This is a genomic window from Kitasatospora sp. SC0581, assembly GCF_048159585.1.
GTDB lineage: Bacteria > Actinomycetota > Actinomycetes > Streptomycetales > Streptomycetaceae > Kitasatospora.
Genome location: NZ_JBLRWA010000009.1, coordinates 12,190 through 27,798, shown reverse-complemented (window position 1 = coordinate 27,798; position 15,609 = coordinate 12,190). Strand labels below are relative to the sequence as shown.

Below are 15,609 nucleotides of genomic sequence, written 5' to 3'. Positions count from 1 at the left end.
CGTGTCCCAGCTCTCCCCGGCGCTCAAGCAGGCCACCCCGGTCGTCGCCGTACGCGGCGAAGGACTCCACCTCTACGACGCCGACGGCCGCCGCCACCTCGACTTCACCTCCGGCGTGGGGGTGACCAGCACCGGCCACTGTCACCCGAAGGTGGTCGAGGCCGTCCGGGAACAGGCCGGCCGGCTCATCCACGGGCAGTACACCACCGTGCTGCACGACCAGCTGCTCACGCTCACCGAGCGGCTCGGCGAGGTCCTGCCGTCCGGCCTGGACTCGCTGTTCTACGCCACCGCCGGCACCGAGGCGGTGGAGGCCGCGCTGCGGCTCGCCCGGCACGCCACCGGACGGCAGAACGTGATCGTCTTCGAGGGCGCGTTCCACGGCCGCACCATGGGCGCGGCCTCGCTCACCACGGCCGGCACCCGGTTCCGGGCCGGCATCGGCCCGCTGATGCCCGGGGTCGCGGTGGCACCCTTCCCGGCCGCGTTCCGGCTCGGGCTGTCCGAGGACGAGGCGGTGGCGCACGCCCTGCGCGGACTGGACGAGGTGCTCGCCACCGTCTCCGCGCCCGCCGAGACGGCCGCGATGTTCGTCGAGCCGGTGCTCGGCGAGGGCGGCTACGTCCCGGCCCCGCCCGGCTTCCTGGCCGGGCTGCGCGAGCGGGCCGACCGGCACGGGATCCTGCTGGTGGTGGACGAGGTGCAGACCGGCTTCGGCCGCACCGGCCGGTTCTGGGCCCACCAGTACGAAGAAGGGGTGCGCCCCGACGTCCTGATCACCGCCAAGGGCCTGGCCAGCGGCTTCCCGCTGTCCGCGATCGCCGCGCCCGCCGAGCTGATGGGCCGCGCCTGGCCCGGCTCGCAGGGCGGCACCTACGGGGGCAACCCGGTGGCCTGCGCCGCCGCGCTGGCAACCCTGGACGTGCTGCGCGAGGAGCGCCTGGTCGAGAACGCGGCCGAGCAGGGCGCCCGGCTGCTGGCCGGGCTGCGGGCGGTCGCCGCCGAGGCGCCCGGGATCGCCGACGTCCGCGGGCTCGGGCTGATGGCCGCCAGCGAGTTCTGCCGCCCGGACGGCACCCCGGACCCGGAGGCGGCCCGGCGCGCCCAGCAGGCCGCGGCCGAGCACGGCCTGCTGCTGTTGCTGTGCGGGATCCACCTCAACACGGTCCGGATGATCCCCGCGCTGGTGGTCACGGCCGAACAGATCGACGAGGGCCTGGAACTGTGGGCGAAGGCCGTCGCGGCCGGCGGCCGGTAGGGAGGAGAGGACATGGACGCGGTGACCGAAATCGGCTGGAGCAGCCTGGAGTTGGACGCCCGGCGGGAGCTCTGGTCGCTCCCGCTGGAGGAACGGGAGCGGCGGCTGCTCTGGGCCGACGCGCGGGCCGGGCAGTGGGGCGCGGGTGAGCAGGTGCGAACCAGGCTGCGGGAGTTCGTCCGGAACGCCGCCGACTCGGTGGGCATCACCCACGTGAGCGGCCTGGTGGACGCGACCCGCCCGGAGCAGGAGATCACCGAGGTGCTCTCCTTCCTCCTGGGGGACTTCGGCCGGATCGTCCCGCAGAACGGGCGCGGCGACCTCACCTCGGTGCTGCACGACCAGGACGGCGACGGAAACACCGAGCTGGGCTTCCACTGCGACACCTGCGACCTGCTGGTCCTGCTCTGCCTGCGGCCCGCCTTCGACGGCGGCGGGCTGACCAAGCTGGCGAGCGCCCGGCACGTGCACGACCTGATCGAGCGGGAGCGGCCGGACGCGCTGGCCACGCTCCGCGAGGAGTGGACCTTCGAGCGCAGCGGCCGGGCCGGTCCGCAGGTGGTGGTCACCCCGATCCTGTACGACCGGAAGGACGGGACGATCGGGTGCTACTACCAGACCCGCACCGTCCGCTCCTCTCCCGACCGCGGCGGACCGGAGTTGACGGACCGTCAGTGGGAGGCGCTCGGCGTGCTGGACGAGGTGCTCTACCGGCCGGAGATCGCCTTCGGGCTGCCGATGGCCGCCGGTGACCTGCTGATCATCCGCAACAGCCGTGTGCTGCACGGGCGTTCGCCGTTCATCGACGAGCCGGGCCCGTACGCCCGGCGGATGCTGCGGGTCTGGGTGAACGAGGGGGAGGAGTGGACGCCGTGACCGCTGGAGCCGAGAGCACGGGAGCCGTGACCGCCGGAGCCGGCACCGGAGGCGCGCCCGCACCGCACGGGCGGGTGGCGATCGTCACCGGCGGGGGCAGCGGCCTCGGCCGGGCCTCGGCACTGGCCCTGCTGGCGGCCGGCTGGACCGTGGCCGTCGCCGGTCGGCGCAAGGACGCGCTGGAGGAGACCGCCGCCCTGGCCGGGCCCGGGGCCGCCCGGGTGCTGCCCGTCCCGACGGACATCCGCAGCCCGGAGGAGGTCGCCCGGCTCTTCGACACCGTCCTCGACCGCTACGGCCGGGTGGACCTGCTGTTCAACAACGCGGGCGCCGCCGCCCCGCGCCGGCCGATCACCGAGACCCCGTTCGAGGACTGGAACCGGGTGCTGGACACCATCGTCACCGGCGGCTTCCTCTGCGCCCGCGAGGCCTTCCGGGTGATGAGCACCCAGACCCCGCAGGGCGGGCGGATCATCAACAACGGCGCGCCCTCGGCCTACGTGCCGCGCCCCAACTCCATCGCGTACACCGCCGCCAAGCACGCCGTGCTCGGCCTCACCAAGGTGCTCGCCCTGGACGGCCGGGCGTACGGCATCTCCTGCGGGCAGATCGACGTCGGCAACGTCACCCCGGTGGACGGCGGCCCGCAGCCGGCCGCGATGCAGGCCGACCGGACCATGGCCGTCGAGGCGACCATCCCGGTGGACCGCTTCACCGAGGCCCTGGTGCTGATGGCCTCGCAGCCGCCGGACACCACCATCCAGTCCCTGGTCGTGCTGCCGACCACCATGCCGTTCGTCGGAAGGGGCTGAGCCGTGCTGGTCAGCGCACGCTCCTTCGCGGAGTACCGGGCGATGTTCGCGCTCACCGAACGCGACCTGGCGCAGCGCGTCCTGGACTGCCCGGCCGGCGCCGCGAGCTTCGTGGCGGAGGCCGGGCGGCGCGGCATCGACGCCGTCGCCGTCGACCGCCAGTACGCCGAGCACCGCGAGGAGCTGGGCCTGCTGGTGGAGCGGGAGACCGGCTTCAAGCGCGAGCGGCTGGTGAAGGAGACGGCCGACCACGTGTGGTCCTGGTACACCGACGCGGACGACATGATCCGCCAGTGGACCGCCAACGCCCGGGACTTCCGCGCCGACATCGCCGCCCGCCCGGACCGCTACGTGGCCGGCTCGCTGCCCGAACTCCCCTTCGCCGACGACTCCTTCGACCTGGTGCTCAGCTCGCACCTGCTGTTCTCGTACGGCAACCGGCTGGACGGGGACTTCCACCGGGCGGCCCTGCTGGAGCTCGCCCGGGTGGCACGGCACGAGGTGCGGGTGTTCCCGCTGATGGTGTACGACACGCGGGAGCGCTACCCCGGGCTGGAGCCGCTGCGCGAGGAACTGGCGGACCTCGGCGTCCCCAGCCGGGTGGAGCGGGTGGCCTACGAGTTCCGGCCGGGGGAGAACGAGATGCTGGTGCTCGCCACGGCGGGCTACCGGACGCCGGCCCGGACCGCGGCGGGCGCGGCGGTGGCCGAGGACCCGGTGCGGTGGCGGCACCGGGAGGCCGGGGACTGACCGCTGCCGGTCGCCCGCTCGCGCCCCGGGTCGGAGCCGTACGAGCTCAGGCCCGGGGCGGGCCCGGGCGGGTCGGTCCGCGGGTCGGTCGGCGGCCCGCGGAAATCCGTACCGGTTCGTTGTCGTCCGTTTCCGGTGGGTGCCGCGTCCTGGTGGTATGAACCACTGTCCAGTCCGACCCGAACCCGACCTGCGCCCCGGCCCCCAGGAAGCCGCGCCGGAACGAGGGACCCCGCCTCCGCGCCGGGCCGATCCGGTGGTGCCGGTGCCGGTGCCGGTGCCGGTGCTGGTCGCGGTGGCGGCGGTGGCGTCCGCGCTCCTGCTCCGGGGCCTGCTGCTGCAGTACGAGTCGTCGGACTGGTACTACTTCCTCGGCCCCTGGTACCGGTACATCGCGGCGCACGGCGGATTCCAGGCCCTCGGCGACACCGGCTTCTCGGACTACAACGTCCCCTACCTGTACCTGATGGCCGCGCTCGGCCGGCTGCCGGTGCCCGCGCTGGCGGCGGTCAAGTGCCTGTCGGTCCTCTTCGACCTGGCGCTGGCCTACTACACCCACCGCATCGTCGCGCTGCGGTGGCCGCACCGGCCCTGGCGGCCCTTCGCGGCGGCGGTGACCGTGCTGTTCCTGCCCACGGTCGTGACCAACAGCGGGTGGTGGGCCCAGGCCGACGCGATCTTCACCGCCTTCCTGCTCGGCGGCGTCCACCACCTCCTGCGCGGCCGGCCCTGGTGGACCTGCTCGTTCTTCGGGATCGCCCTGGCCTTCAAGCTCCAGGCGGTCTTCCTCTTCCCCCTGCTGCTCGTCGTGGTCCTGGCCCGGCGGATGCCGTGGCGGTGCCTGCTGGCCGTCCCGGCCGCCTACCTGGCGCTCGACGTCCCCGCCGTGCTGCTCGGCGCCGACCCCTGGCAGCTGCTGACGGTGTACGCCCGGCAGACCGGGACCTACCGGGACCTCACGCTCAACGCGCCGTCGGTCTACCAGTTCGTCTCGGTGCCGTCCGGCGAGGACGACCCGGTGCGCCGGGCGGGCGTGCTGGTCGCGGGCCTGCTGGTGCTGGCGCTGATCGCTCTGGCGGTCCGGGCCCTGCGAAGCTCCGGAGGCGCGGCCGGAGAGTCCCTTGCCGGCAGGTCCACGGCCGGGGGCGGACGGGCGGGGCTCACCGGGACGGGGATCCTGCTGCTGGCCACCGTCTTCGCGATCGCGGTGCCGTTCCTGCTGCCGTCCATGCACGAGCGCTACTTCTACGTCGCGGACGTCCTCAGCGTGATCGTCGCCTTCCACCTGCCCCGGCAGCTCTGGTACCTGCCGGTGCTGGTCCAGCTCGCGTCCTTCGGCAGCTACCTCAAGTTCATCGCACCCGGCGTGGCGCCGTACCTGTCGATGCCGGCCCACGGCGCGCTGATGCTGCTGGCACTGGTCGCCGTACTCCGGGCCGCCGCCCGGGAGTTCGGCCTGCTCCGGGTCTGACCGGAGCCGGGGTGGGCCCGGCGGCGCAGCCGCACCCACCCCGACTCCCTTGCGGGTGCGGTCAGTTGACGAAGACCGCCGGGCTTCCCGACTGGCTGGTGTCCGCGACCGGCCCGTACGTCGCGGAGAAGTAGCCGTCGGCCGGGCAGAGCGTCGAGCCGCCGCTCTTGGCGAAGTGCTCGGTGCGGAAGGCCAGGCTGTGCGCGGTGTTGTCGGCGCTGCCGGTGAACGCGCCGCTCAGCTGGTAGGAGCAGGTGATGGTGCCGAACCAGGTGTCCAGCACGGCGGTGGCCTGGATCGTCCCGGCGGACCCGCCGGTCAGGGTGACCGGCAGGCCGGGCGCGTCGGAGACGGTGACGCCGTACGGCAGGTTGCCGACCGTCAGGCTGCGCACCGAGGTGACCCCGGTGACGTTGGCGGTGCACGAGCCGAAGGTCAGCCCGGTCAGCGACGCGGTCGCGCTGCCCGGCGCGGCCGGGTTGCCCAGCACCGAGGCGGAGAGCTGGGAGGTGGCGCAGGTGACACCGGTGGTGCTGGTCGCGGTCGAGTAGAAGGTGGCCTTGGTGCCCGGGGCGAGCGGTGCGGCGAGCGCGTCGCCGACGGCGACGGCGGTGCCGCCCGCGCTCCCGGCGGTGAGCACCGGGCCGGCGGCGAGGGACTCGGGCGACGCGGAGGCGGGGACGGCGGCCAGCGCGAGCGCGGCGGTCGCGCAGACGACGGCGGCGGTGGCGGGGAGGCGGCGGCTGAAGCGCATGGGAAAACCTCTTCCTCGGTGAGGGGCGAGAAGACGTCCTCTCGCGCGCTCCCGAGCGGTGGGGGCCGGGGAGCGCGCGGCGTTTCCGGGTCCACAGGGTCCAGCCGTGACCGCATGCCGTCAAGGCGATCGGACGAACTTGCTGACATTTCGTCAACAAGACCGTCCGCGCCGACGACGCCACGACGCCACGATGGCGCGGCGCCTCGACGCCACGACGCCCGGGCTTCCGGCGCGGGTCTTCCCTCCACCCGCCGGGAACCGCCACTGTGGTGGACGCGGATCCCTCGGACGGGGTGGGTGGAGTGGGCGACCAGCACGAGACGCACAACAGGATCAGCCAGAGCACCATCCACGGCAACGTGTTCATGGGCGGCGTCCTCACGCTGATGGGCGGCCGCAGACCGCGCCTGCGGCTGCTGATCGCCGTGCTGAGCGTGCTGGCCCTGCTGGGCGCCGGCACGACGTACTGGGCACTGACCGCGACGGAGGGCGGCAAGGGGCCGGAACTCGGAGCCCACTACGACCCCGAGCACGCCGACGCCGACTCGACCACGGTCGTCCCCCGGGTCGTCAAACCGACCGACCCGCCGGCCGTCACCGGCTGCGAAGCCGCCCGGACGTGGGCGCACGCGCAGGGCGGTACGGACGTGGGCGCGTCGCCGCTGTCGGTCTCGATGGTCGGCAACGGCCACACCGTGGCGATCGAACAGGTGCGGGCGACCATCGTGGGCGAGCCCCGCGACCCGCTGCCCGGCACGGTCGTGGACTGCGCCGGACAGGGGGAGGGCAAGAAGATCGACATGGGCGTCGACCTGGACTCCCCGAACCCGGTCGCGCTGATCGGGGCCGCCGGACCGGTGTCGTTCGCCCCCTACTTCACCGACAAGTACCTCTACCTGGAGGACCGGAAGCCCGAGATCGTCAGCCTCACCGTGCTCGCGACCCGGCACAGCTACGACTACGTGCTCACGGTCGAGGGCACCGTCGACGGCAAGCGCCGCACCTGGACGCTGAAGGACGGCGACCGCCCGTTCCACGTCTCCGGGGTGCGCAGGGAGTCCGGCACCGAGCTGTCGACCCACGGCAGGGGCTGGGAGACCAGCTACGGCACCGGCTCCGGCGAGCGCATCCGGTGCAACCCCTGCTACGACCAGGACCAGCAGGAGATCCCGGGCACCACGGTCGCCGTCGCTCCGGCCGGCTACAGCTTCCCCTCCGAACCGGGATACCAGCCGGGGGATCCGATCGCCCCGCCGAAGGACCGGCCGACCGCGCAGACGCCGCCGCTGACGGTGGACGGGCACGACGCGGAGTCCGTCGCGATCGCCTGGGCCGTCACCTCGGGCACCTTCGACACCTCCCGCGGCGACACCGGGCCGGCGGCCGTCCTGAGCCGGTCGCGCCGGTACCTGACGTCCGAACTGGCCGCCGCCGGCGGCGGGTTGACCGCCTGCGAGGAGAACGGGTCGGCCTGGCCCGCCGACCTGACCGCACGCCGGGGCTGGTCGCTGGTCAGATGGGTGGTCGCGGGGCCCGCGGCGGGCCGCTTCGATCCGCGCGACCTCACCGGCGAGGTGGTCGAGCTGGAGGTCTCCGCCTACTGCACCTACGCCGCCGAGGAGGGCTGGTTCCGAACGCCCAGGCAGTCGTACACCCCGCGACTGACGCTCCGACGCGGGCCCGACGGCGGCTACCTGATCTCCGACATCGGCAAGGTGACCTACGACATCCCGGCGCTCACCGACCCGGCCCCGCAGCCCTGAACGGCCCGACCCGAGCGCCGCGCCTCGAGGGCCTGTCTTCGAACCCGCGTCTGCGAGAATCCCGGCATGGCTGAGCACGAGAGCGACCACGGCTACCTCCTGGACAACCGCCAGTCGGAGGCGGGCATCCGCTTCGGCGCCCTCGCCGAACTCTTCGACCCGGTGACCTTCCGGCACGTCGACGCGCTCGGGATCGGCCCCGGCATGCGCTGCTGGGAGGTCGGCGCGGGCGGCCCCTCGGTGCCGCTCGGGCTCGCCGAACGCGTCGGCCCGACCGGCGCGGTGGTCGCCACCGACATCGACGTCTCCTGGACCGCCCCCGCCGCCGGCGGCGTGATCGAGGTGCTGCGCCACGACGTGGCCGCCGACCCGCCGCCGCCCGGCGGCTTCGACCTGGTGCACGCCCGGCTGGTCCTGGTGCACGTCGCCGACCGCGCCGAGGCCCTGCGCAGGATGGTGCGGGCGCTGCGCCCCGGCGGCCGGCTGCTCCTGGAGGACGCCGACCCGGCCCTGCAACCGCTGCTCTGCCCCGACGAGTCCGGCCCCGACGAGCGCCTCGCCAACCGGCTGCGGACCGGCTTCCGCACCCTGATGGCGGGCCGCGGCGCCGACCTCGCGTACGGGCGGACGCTGCCCAGGGCGCTGCGCGAGGCGGGCCTGGTCGACGTCCAGGCCGACGCGTACTTCCCGATCACCTCGCCGGCCTGCGCGGTCCTGGAGGACGCGACCGTCCGGCAGATCCGCGGACTGCTGGTACGGGAAGGCCTCGCGACGGACGAGGAGATCGACCGTCACCTGGCCAACGTCGCCACCGGCCGGCTCGACCTGGCCACCGCCCCGATGATCTCCGCCTGGGCGCGCCGCCCGTGACGTCCCCCGGGCCGCCGCCCGCAGGCCTGGACGGGGCCGGGGCCGGCGCGCTGCTCGCCGAGGTGCGCGCCTCCGCCGGGCGGGTCCTCGCCACCGTCGGCACGCTGACCGACCGGCAGGCCCGCGAGCCCTCGACGCTGCCCGGCTGGAGCCGCGCCCACGTCCTCACCCACCTCGCCCGCAGCGCCGACGCGTACCGGTGGCTGCTGACCGTGGCCCGCACCGGCACCGAGCCGGGTCCGCGCGCCGGGTCCGCCGCGCCGGACCACGCCCCGCGCGAGGGCGCCGGGCGCGGTGCGGCGGAGCCGGCCGCCGACCTGCGGAACAGCCTGGACGGGATGTTCGCGGCCGCCGACGCGATGCCCGTCGAACGGTGGTCCACGCCGGTCACCGCCCTCGCCGGCTGGCGGCACCCGGCGTGGTTCACCCTGCACCGGGCGTGGCGGGAGCTCGAAACCCACCACGTCGACCTGGACCTCGGCCACTCGACCGCCGACTGGCCCACCGGGTACGTCGCCTGGGCGCTCGACGGGACGGCGGCCGCCCTGGCCGCGCGCGGATTCCCCGTCGCCCGGCTGACGGCCACCGACCTCGGCCGCGACTGGGCCCTGGCCCCGTCCGGCCCCACCGTCAGCGGCCCCGGCCACGCCCTGCTCGCCTGGCTGTCGGGGCGCGGGTCGGTGGAGCGCCTGCGGGCGGAGGGCCTGCGGGCGGACGGGCCGCTGCCCGGGCCGCCGGGGTGGCCGCTGCCGCCGGTGCCCGGCTGGGGCTGAGGCGGCGGGTCCGGCGTCCGGTCGCCGGAATGCGGCAACATCTGCTCCTGTAGCGGCGGTTCGGCCTCGTTCACCTCCGCGTCGGCGGGGTTTCCCGAGGGGCGGGTCCACTGGAACGGCGGCTCCGGCGGGTTCCGGCGGCGCGATGCCGCCGTCCGCCACCCGCAGGGGAGGTGGCGGGCGGCGGCCGCCCGGCGCAGACTCAGCAGGCATGACGCCCTCCCTCCCGACCACGGACCGAACCCCCAGCGCGGACCGAACCCCGACCATGGACCGACGCCCGCACCTGCTCGTCGTGAGCGGCCCGCCCGGAGCGGGCAAGACCACGCTGGCGCACGCCCTGGCCGACGCGCTCGGCCGCCCGGCGGTCTGCCGGGACGAGATCAAGGAGCGGATGGCCGCCGCCCGGCCGGCCCCGGCCGAGGAGCTGGGCCTGGCCCTGGGCCTGGACCAGGACCTGAACCAGCGGACGCTGACCGAGTTCTTCCGCACCGTCGACGGACTCCTGCGCGCGGGAACGGACCTGGTGGCGGAAGCGGCCTTCCAGGACCGGCTGTGGCGGCCCGGTCTGCTGCCGCTCGTCGGCCGCGCCGAGCTGCGCATCGTACGCTGCACCGTCGACCCCGGGACCGCCCGCGAGCGCATCGCCCGCAGGGCCGCCGAGGAACCCGGTCGCGCCGTCCACGCGGACGGTGAGCTGCTGCGCCGCATCGCGCGCGGCGAGCGGCCGATCGAGTCCTGGGTGCCGATCGCGCTCGACGCCCCCTGCCTGGCCGTGGACACCACCCGGGGCTGGAACCCGCCGCTGGAGCGGATCACGGCCTTCGCCGCCGGTGCTGCCGGTGCCGCCGAGGAGCCGTCCGGGTGGGTGGGGAACCACGTGCCGCGGGGTCGGAAGAGCTGACAGGACCGCGCGGTGCCGCGATCACGTCCCGATGCGTCCGGGACCTGTGCCGGCCCCTCCTGCGGCGCCACGCCCTAACCTCGACGGTATGGACGCGTTCGAACACCCGGGCGGGCAGGCCGCCGTTCCCCCGGGGGAGGAGTTGGAAGGCCTGGTACGGCTGCTGGACCGGCGCGGCGCGGTGGTGCTCAGCGGGGCCGGCCTGTCCACCGAGTCCGGTATCCCCGACTACCGCGGCGCCACCGGCCGCCGCCGCAGCGGCACCCCGATGACGTACCAGGAGTTCACCGGCAGCGCGGAGGCCCGGCGCCGCTACTGGGCCCGCAGCCACACCGGCTGGCCCGCGATCGCCGGGGCCCGGCCCAACGCCGGGCACCACGCGGTGGAACGGCTGCGCCGGGCCGGGCACGTCGCGGCGGTCATCACCCAGAACGTGGACGGCCTCCACCACGCGGCCGGCACCCGGGAGGCCGTCGAGCTGCACGGCGGACTCCGCCGGGTGGTCTGCCTCGACTGCCGCCGCACCAGCACCCGGGCCGAGCTGGACGGACGGCTGGAGAAGCTCAACCCGGGCTTCCGGCCGGCCCGGGCGGAGCTTCGGCCCGACGGCGACGCGCGGCTGCCGCAGTCCGCGGTGGACGGCTTCCGGGTCGCCGCCTGCACGGCGTGCGGCGGCGTGCTCAAGCCCGACGTGGTCTTCTTCGGCGAGAACGTCCCGCCGCCCCGGGTCGAGCACTGCTACGAACTGGTCGACGCGGCGGGCTCGTTGGTGGTCCTCGGATCGTCCCTGGCGGTCCTGTCCGGGCTGCGCTTCGTCCGCCGCGCCGCCCGGGCCCGGCTGCCGGTCGCGATCGTCAACCAGGGGCCGACACGCGGCGACGGACTCGCCCGGCTCCGCCTCGACCTGCCGCTGGGGGCGGCCATGACGGAGGTCGCCCGGCTGCTCGACGCGGCCTGACCGGGCCGGCCGGCGTTCCAGCCGGCCCGGTCGGCCCGGTCGGCCCGGTCAGCCGGCGGGCAGGGCCGGTCGGCCCGGTACCCACAGCGGCACCCGGCCGGCGCGCGGCATGGAACGTGCCGCGTCCTGCTCCAGCCGGCCGGCCACCCGCTCCGGATCGCCCTCGCACAGCTCCACCAGCGCGGCCGCGGCGATCCGGGTGCAGCACAGCACCAGCGCCAGGGTGTCCTGGCGGCAGTGCCGCTCCCGCACGTACGCCTCGGCGCGCTCCTCGATCCGGCGGGCGTGATCCGGCCCGTCCTCGGCGGTCAGCGCCTGGACCCCGTGCCACACCAGGGTCAGCGCACAGGGCTCGGCCGGGTGCGAGGCGCCCTCCCGACGCGCCTGCTCCCGGGCCTCCGCCGAGCGCTGCCCGAGCCACTCCAGGGCCGCCGGACCGTCCTCCCGGCAGGAGCGCAGCACCAGCTCCGCGGCCCGGGCGACGACGGCCCGCAGCACCTCCGGCGCGGGCGCCCGCAACCCGGACGCGGGCCCGTCCCCGAACGCCAGCCAGGCATCGGCGAACGAGGCCGCCCGCAACCCGCCCACCCAGGCCGGCGCCCCGCCCTCCGTACTCAGCCAGTCCTGCGCCCCCAGCCGCACCAGCCCCACGGCCGCCAGGCGCACCGCGTCCCCGTCCAGCTCCCGCAACCATCCATTCCGCACCAGCACACACCCCCGTCAGCGGTTCATCCCCGTGAGGCTCATCCCACCACACCGGGACGGGAACGAACTAGACAGGGGCACGTCACAATCCGGAAGCGGGCCTTCCGGGTGGTTCTCCTGCGGGGACGGCCGCGCCGCGGGGGCGGGTGGCGGGATCGTCCGGTCGCGCTGCGGTCGGATCGGCGGCGCGGCGCGGCGCGGCGGGTGCGGCGGCCGCGTGAGAGTGACCGGCGGGAGCGCGCGGCCGCGGCCCCGGCGGCGGCGGGATCCGGCCAGGGTTCGGCCGGGTGTGCGGGCCACCGCATGGGGTGGCCGGGTTTCGGTGTGACGGCCGTGGCGTGTTCGGTCGTTCGGGGTGTGGGCGTCGGGTGAGTTGGGCAGGGACGCGTCAGGACCCGGGCGGCTGTGCGGACGCCCGGTGCGTCAGGGCTGGGCCGGTCACGGCCCGCCGTCAGTGTGCCGTGAGCCCGTCGACCGGGCCGCGGGCGCCCTTCACCGATCCCGCCGGGTCGATCACCGGTAGCGGACCCCACGGATGGTGCGGGTGGCGTCCGGCGCGAGGGTGATCCGTTCGGGCCGGTCGACGCCCGCGGCCCGGACGGTGGGCGGGTGCGGCGCCGCGTGCTCGGCGAACGCGACCGGCTGGTCCGTGACTTGGGCGCCGGTGGGGTGGCCCGGGGCCTCGCGGGTGGTGTGTGCGGCCGTGCGGTCTCGATGGGCGCCGGACTCCAGCGTGCGGCCGGGAGCGCCGGCGCCGGGGAAGCAGGGGAGCGATGGGTGGGCCGGTTGCGACGGAAGGGACGGACCGAAGATGGATGTGACGACGCGGACGGCGGTCGCGGCGGACCGCGCAGCGGAGGGGGAGGCGCGACACCGGACCTCGGCGGGGGTGTTCTGGCGCTACTGGACCGGATCGCTGGTCAGCCGGCTCGGGAACCAGGTGTCCGTCGTGGCCCTGCCGCTGATCGCCGTGCTCACCCTGCACGCGACGGCCTGGCAGGTCGGCCTGGTCACCGGCGCCGGGTACCTGGCCTGGCTGCTGGTCGGACTGCCGGCCGGGGTCCTGGTCCACCGGCTCCCGCTGCGCGGCACCCAGGTGGCGATGGACCTCTTGCGCGGGGCGGCGGTGGCCTCGGTGCCGGTGGCGGCGGCCCTGGGCGTACTGGGCCTGCCGCAGTTGGTGGTGGTCGCGCTGCTGGTCGGGCTGGCGGGTGTGGTCTTCGACGTCGGCAACTCCACCTTCCTGCCCTCGATCGTCGCCAAGGAGGAGCTGACCGTCCGCAACAGCCTGCTCTCCGGCAGCAGCGCCGCGACCGAACTGGCCGGCCCCTCGCTGGGCGGGGTGCTGGTCCAACTCGTCGGCGGCGCGGCCGCGATGGTGCTGGACGCGGTCAGCTACCTGGTCTCGGCGGCCCTGCTGCGCAGTCTGCCGCGCGCGGAGCGGCCCGCCCCGCGGCCGGGCGGCGCGGGGATGTGGAGGCAGATCCGCGAGGGCTGGCACTTCGTCACCCGGCATCCGGTGATCGGGCCGTGTGCCGCCTACGCCACCGCGGTCAACTTCGTCTCCGGCGGGCTGATGACGCTCACTCCGGTGTTCCTGGTGGACGCCCTCGACGCCCCGGCCGCGGCCGTCGGTGCGCTGATGGCCACCGGCGGCCTGGGCAGCCTGGTCGGCGCCGTCCTGACGCCCCGGGTGGTCTCCCGGATCGGCAGCGGCGGGGCCCTGCGGTGGTCGGCACGGATCGCCGCGCTCGTCACCTTCCTGCTCCCGGCGGCCGGTTCGGGGTGGGCGGTGCTGCTCTTCGCCCTCGGCAACGCGGGCTTCGCGGCGGGCGTCGTGGTCACCACCATCGTCGCCCGCACCTACCGGCAGACCCACACTCCGCCGGAGCTGCTCCCGAGGGTGATGGCCACCGTCCGGTTCGTCTCCTGGGGCTCCATCCCGGTCGGCGCGCTGCTGGCCGGTGCCGCCTCCACGGCCTGGGGGCCGCGTACGGCGCTGCTCCTGCTGGCGGTGTGCAGCCTGGCCGGCCCGGTGATCCTGACGGCCGGTTCGCTCCGCCGTCGGCGCGACCTCGCCTGACCTCGGCCCTCGGGCTTCCCGGCGGTCCGCCGAGCCATCGCGAGATGTCCTGACGCAGCGTCACCATCAGTTCCTTGCAAGGGTGTTGATTCGAGTGTCGAAGGCCCTCGCGCGGCACAGCCGGGGGAGTGGAGCGGCGGGGGCCGTGTACGGATAGCCTGGGCCGCCATGATGCGTGTGTGGATGCTGCCGTTGTTGTTGTTTCTCTGCGGTGCGGCCGTCGCGGGCGGACTCGTGTTGAGCGGGAGCCGCGGAGCGGCCGTCGTGTACCTGCTGGGGTTCGCGGGGCTCGCGGCCGTGAGCTCGACCCTGGTCTTCCCGAAGTCGCTCGGCGCGGCGGAGGCGCAGCGCCGCAGCGCGGCCGACGGCCGGCCGGTGGTGTACTGGCGGCCGGGCTGCAGGTACTGCCTGCGGCTGCGGATCCGGCTGGGCCGGGCGGCCCGGCGGGTGCACTGGGTGAACATCTGGAGCGACGCGGAGGCGGCCGCGGTGGTGCGCGCGGCCAACGACGGCAACGAGACCGTGCCGACCGTCGTCGTGACCGGCCGGCCGCACACCAACCCCGACCCCGCATGGGTGCGCGGACAGCTGTCCGCCGCCACCGCGAAGCGCTGACCGCCCGTCGGCACGGCCGTACCGACGGCGGTGGCGGGGGATTTGAGTACGGCTCAGCGCCGGCGTGACCGGAGCCGTGCGGCCAGGGGCGTTGCAGTCCGGTGACACGGAAGGCTCCATTCCGTCGACTGTTCGCACTACCTTCGAACTGCACGCGAAGCCGCCCTCCGGTCCCCGCAGGAGAGGGCGCCGCGCGCTCCTCACCCGCACTTCGCTCAGGAGAACCGCATGCCCTTCTCGACGATCCGCCGCGCGACCACTGCCCGTACGCTGGCCGGAACCGTCCTGACCGCGGCCCTGCTGGTGCCCGCCGCGACGGCCTGCTCCTCCACGTCGGGCGCGACCGGCGCGGCCGCGCCGGCCACCGCGTCGGCCGCCGCCACCGCGCCGCCCGCCGCGCCCGCCACCGAGCCTCCGGCCACGGCCTCCGCCGCGCCCACCCCGACCGGCACGCGCGGCGCCACCCCTCCGGCCGCCGCGCCCAGCGGGCACGCCGCGACCACGTCGGCCACCCCGCCCAAGGTGGGCCAGGGGGTCCGTACCGAGACCCTGGTGGACGGCAGCAAGGCCGAGATCCACGACCTCGGCAACCAGCACTACACCGCCAAGATCGTCAACGCCGGTCAGGTCCTCGCCACCATGGAGACGAAGGAGCACGACGACGGGCTCGACGCCAACGGCATGTTCGTCATGCTCTCGCTGGACGGCCGGATCCGCTCCTGGATGGGCGGCAGCCACCAGGGGCCGGGCACCTTCAAGCTGGCGGGCGGCTGGACGGCCAAGGTCACGAAGGTCGGCGAACTCCGGTACCGCGCGGAGATCCTCGGCAACGAGAACGCGGTGTACGGCACGCTGGAGGCGAACCAGCACGATGTCGGGGTCGACGCCAACGGCGTCTCCATCGTGCTCAGCGCCGGCGGCGAGATCAGCGCCCACGAGTGAGCGCGCCGGAACCCGGACACGCCGGACGGCGGAGCCACCGACCCGATCGGTGACACCGCCCTCCGGACCTGG

15 protein-coding genes are annotated in these 15,609 nt (G+C 75.3%); 13 read left to right on the top strand and 2 right to left on the bottom strand.

Translation table 11 applies throughout. From position 1 onward, the window contains the following. Position 1: 1 nt before the first annotated feature. The 5 genes from ACLWS4_RS16665 to ACLWS4_RS16645 all read left to right on the top strand — a co-directional run bounded on the left by ACLWS4_RS16665 (position 2) and on the right by ACLWS4_RS16645 (position 5,167). Entirely contained in the window at positions 2 to 1,258 is a 1,257-nt protein-coding gene (locus ACLWS4_RS16665) for an aspartate aminotransferase family protein (RefSeq protein WP_074004675.1), read from the top strand. 12 nt (positions 1,259 to 1,270) lie between these two features. Further along, positions 1,271 to 2,134 (top strand): TauD/TfdA family dioxygenase, encoded by an 864-nt coding sequence (locus ACLWS4_RS16660; protein WP_049659062.1) that lies wholly within the window; start codon positions 1,271 to 1,273, stop codon positions 2,132 to 2,134. Then, positions 2,131 to 2,946 carry an SDR family oxidoreductase gene (locus ACLWS4_RS16655; protein ID WP_375875307.1) on the top strand — a complete coding sequence of 272 codons (816 nt, stop codon included), beginning with the start codon at positions 2,131 to 2,133 and terminating at the stop codon, positions 2,944 to 2,946. Before ACLWS4_RS16660 ends, ACLWS4_RS16655 begins: the two co-directional genes overlap by 4 nt. 3 nt (positions 2,947 to 2,949) lie before the next feature. Continuing rightward, positions 2,950 to 3,696: a class I SAM-dependent methyltransferase gene (locus tag ACLWS4_RS16650; protein WP_049659063.1), complete on the top strand. Its 747-nt coding sequence runs from the start codon at positions 2,950 to 2,952 to the stop codon at positions 3,694 to 3,696. Positions 3,697 to 3,961: 265 nt separating this feature from the next. Beyond that, a complete protein-coding gene (locus ACLWS4_RS16645; protein WP_416874461.1) occupies positions 3,962 to 5,167 on the top strand; it encodes a glycosyltransferase 87 family protein in 1,206 nt (401 codons plus the stop codon). 61 nt (positions 5,168 to 5,228) lie between these two features. On the opposite strand, the gene ACLWS4_RS16640 is transcribed toward ACLWS4_RS16645, so the two are convergent. Next, complete coding sequence (locus ACLWS4_RS16640; protein WP_416874460.1) at positions 5,229 to 5,921, bottom strand: Tat pathway signal sequence domain protein; 693 nt, start codon at positions 5,919 to 5,921, stop codon at positions 5,229 to 5,231. A 305-nt stretch (positions 5,922 to 6,226) separates the two neighbouring features. Here ACLWS4_RS16640 and ACLWS4_RS16635 point away from each other — a divergent pair, with 305 nt between their 5' ends. The 5 genes from ACLWS4_RS16635 to ACLWS4_RS16615 all read left to right on the top strand — a co-directional run bounded on the left by ACLWS4_RS16635 (position 6,227) and on the right by ACLWS4_RS16615 (position 11,192). After that, positions 6,227 to 7,687 carry a hypothetical protein gene (locus ACLWS4_RS16635; RefSeq protein ID WP_416874459.1) on the top strand — a complete coding sequence of 487 codons (1,461 nt, stop codon included), beginning with the start codon at positions 6,227 to 6,229 and terminating at the stop codon, positions 7,685 to 7,687. Between the two features lie 66 nt (positions 7,688 to 7,753). Beyond that, on the top strand, positions 7,754 to 8,557 hold the full coding sequence (locus ACLWS4_RS16630) for a methyltransferase domain-containing protein (protein ID WP_049660250.1): 804 nt from the start codon (positions 7,754 to 7,756) through the stop codon (positions 8,555 to 8,557). Continuing rightward, a complete protein-coding gene (locus ACLWS4_RS16625; RefSeq protein WP_387974517.1) occupies positions 8,554 to 9,330 on the top strand; it encodes a maleylpyruvate isomerase family mycothiol-dependent enzyme in 777 nt (258 codons plus the stop codon). The genes ACLWS4_RS16630 and ACLWS4_RS16625 overlap by 4 nt, the downstream gene beginning before the upstream one ends. Positions 9,331 to 9,598: 268 nt before the next feature. After that, on the top strand, positions 9,599 to 10,234 hold the full coding sequence (locus ACLWS4_RS16620) for an AAA family ATPase (RefSeq protein WP_416874458.1): 636 nt from the start codon (positions 9,599 to 9,601) through the stop codon (positions 10,232 to 10,234). 88 nt (positions 10,235 to 10,322) lie between these two features. Then, a complete protein-coding gene (locus ACLWS4_RS16615; protein ID WP_416874457.1) occupies positions 10,323 to 11,192 on the top strand; it encodes an NAD-dependent protein deacetylase in 870 nt (289 codons plus the stop codon). A 48-nt stretch (positions 11,193 to 11,240) separates the two neighbouring features. Here the strand turns inward: ACLWS4_RS16615 and ACLWS4_RS16610 are convergent, their stop codons facing one another. Beyond that, complete coding sequence (locus tag ACLWS4_RS16610; RefSeq protein ID WP_049658637.1) at positions 11,241 to 11,882, bottom strand: hypothetical protein; 642 nt, start codon at positions 11,880 to 11,882, stop codon at positions 11,241 to 11,243. Positions 11,883 to 12,708: 826 nt separating this feature from the next. On the opposite strand from ACLWS4_RS16610, the gene ACLWS4_RS16605 reads away from it, so the two are divergent. The 3 genes from ACLWS4_RS16605 (at position 12,709) to ACLWS4_RS16595 (ending at position 15,537) form a co-directional block, all read left to right on the top strand. Beyond that, positions 12,709 to 13,980, top strand: coding sequence for an MFS transporter (locus ACLWS4_RS16605; protein ID WP_380738070.1), 1,272 nt, complete (start codon positions 12,709 to 12,711; stop codon positions 13,978 to 13,980). 168 nt (positions 13,981 to 14,148) lie between these two features. Continuing rightward, positions 14,149 to 14,595 (top strand): glutaredoxin domain-containing protein, encoded by a 447-nt coding sequence (locus ACLWS4_RS16600; protein ID WP_416874456.1) that lies wholly within the window; start codon positions 14,149 to 14,151, stop codon positions 14,593 to 14,595. Between the two features lie 228 nt (positions 14,596 to 14,823). Next, positions 14,824 to 15,537, top strand: a complete 714-nt coding sequence (locus tag ACLWS4_RS16595) for a hypothetical protein (protein WP_416874455.1) — start codon at positions 14,824 to 14,826, stop codon at positions 15,535 to 15,537. Positions 15,538 to 15,609: the final 72 nt, after the last annotated feature.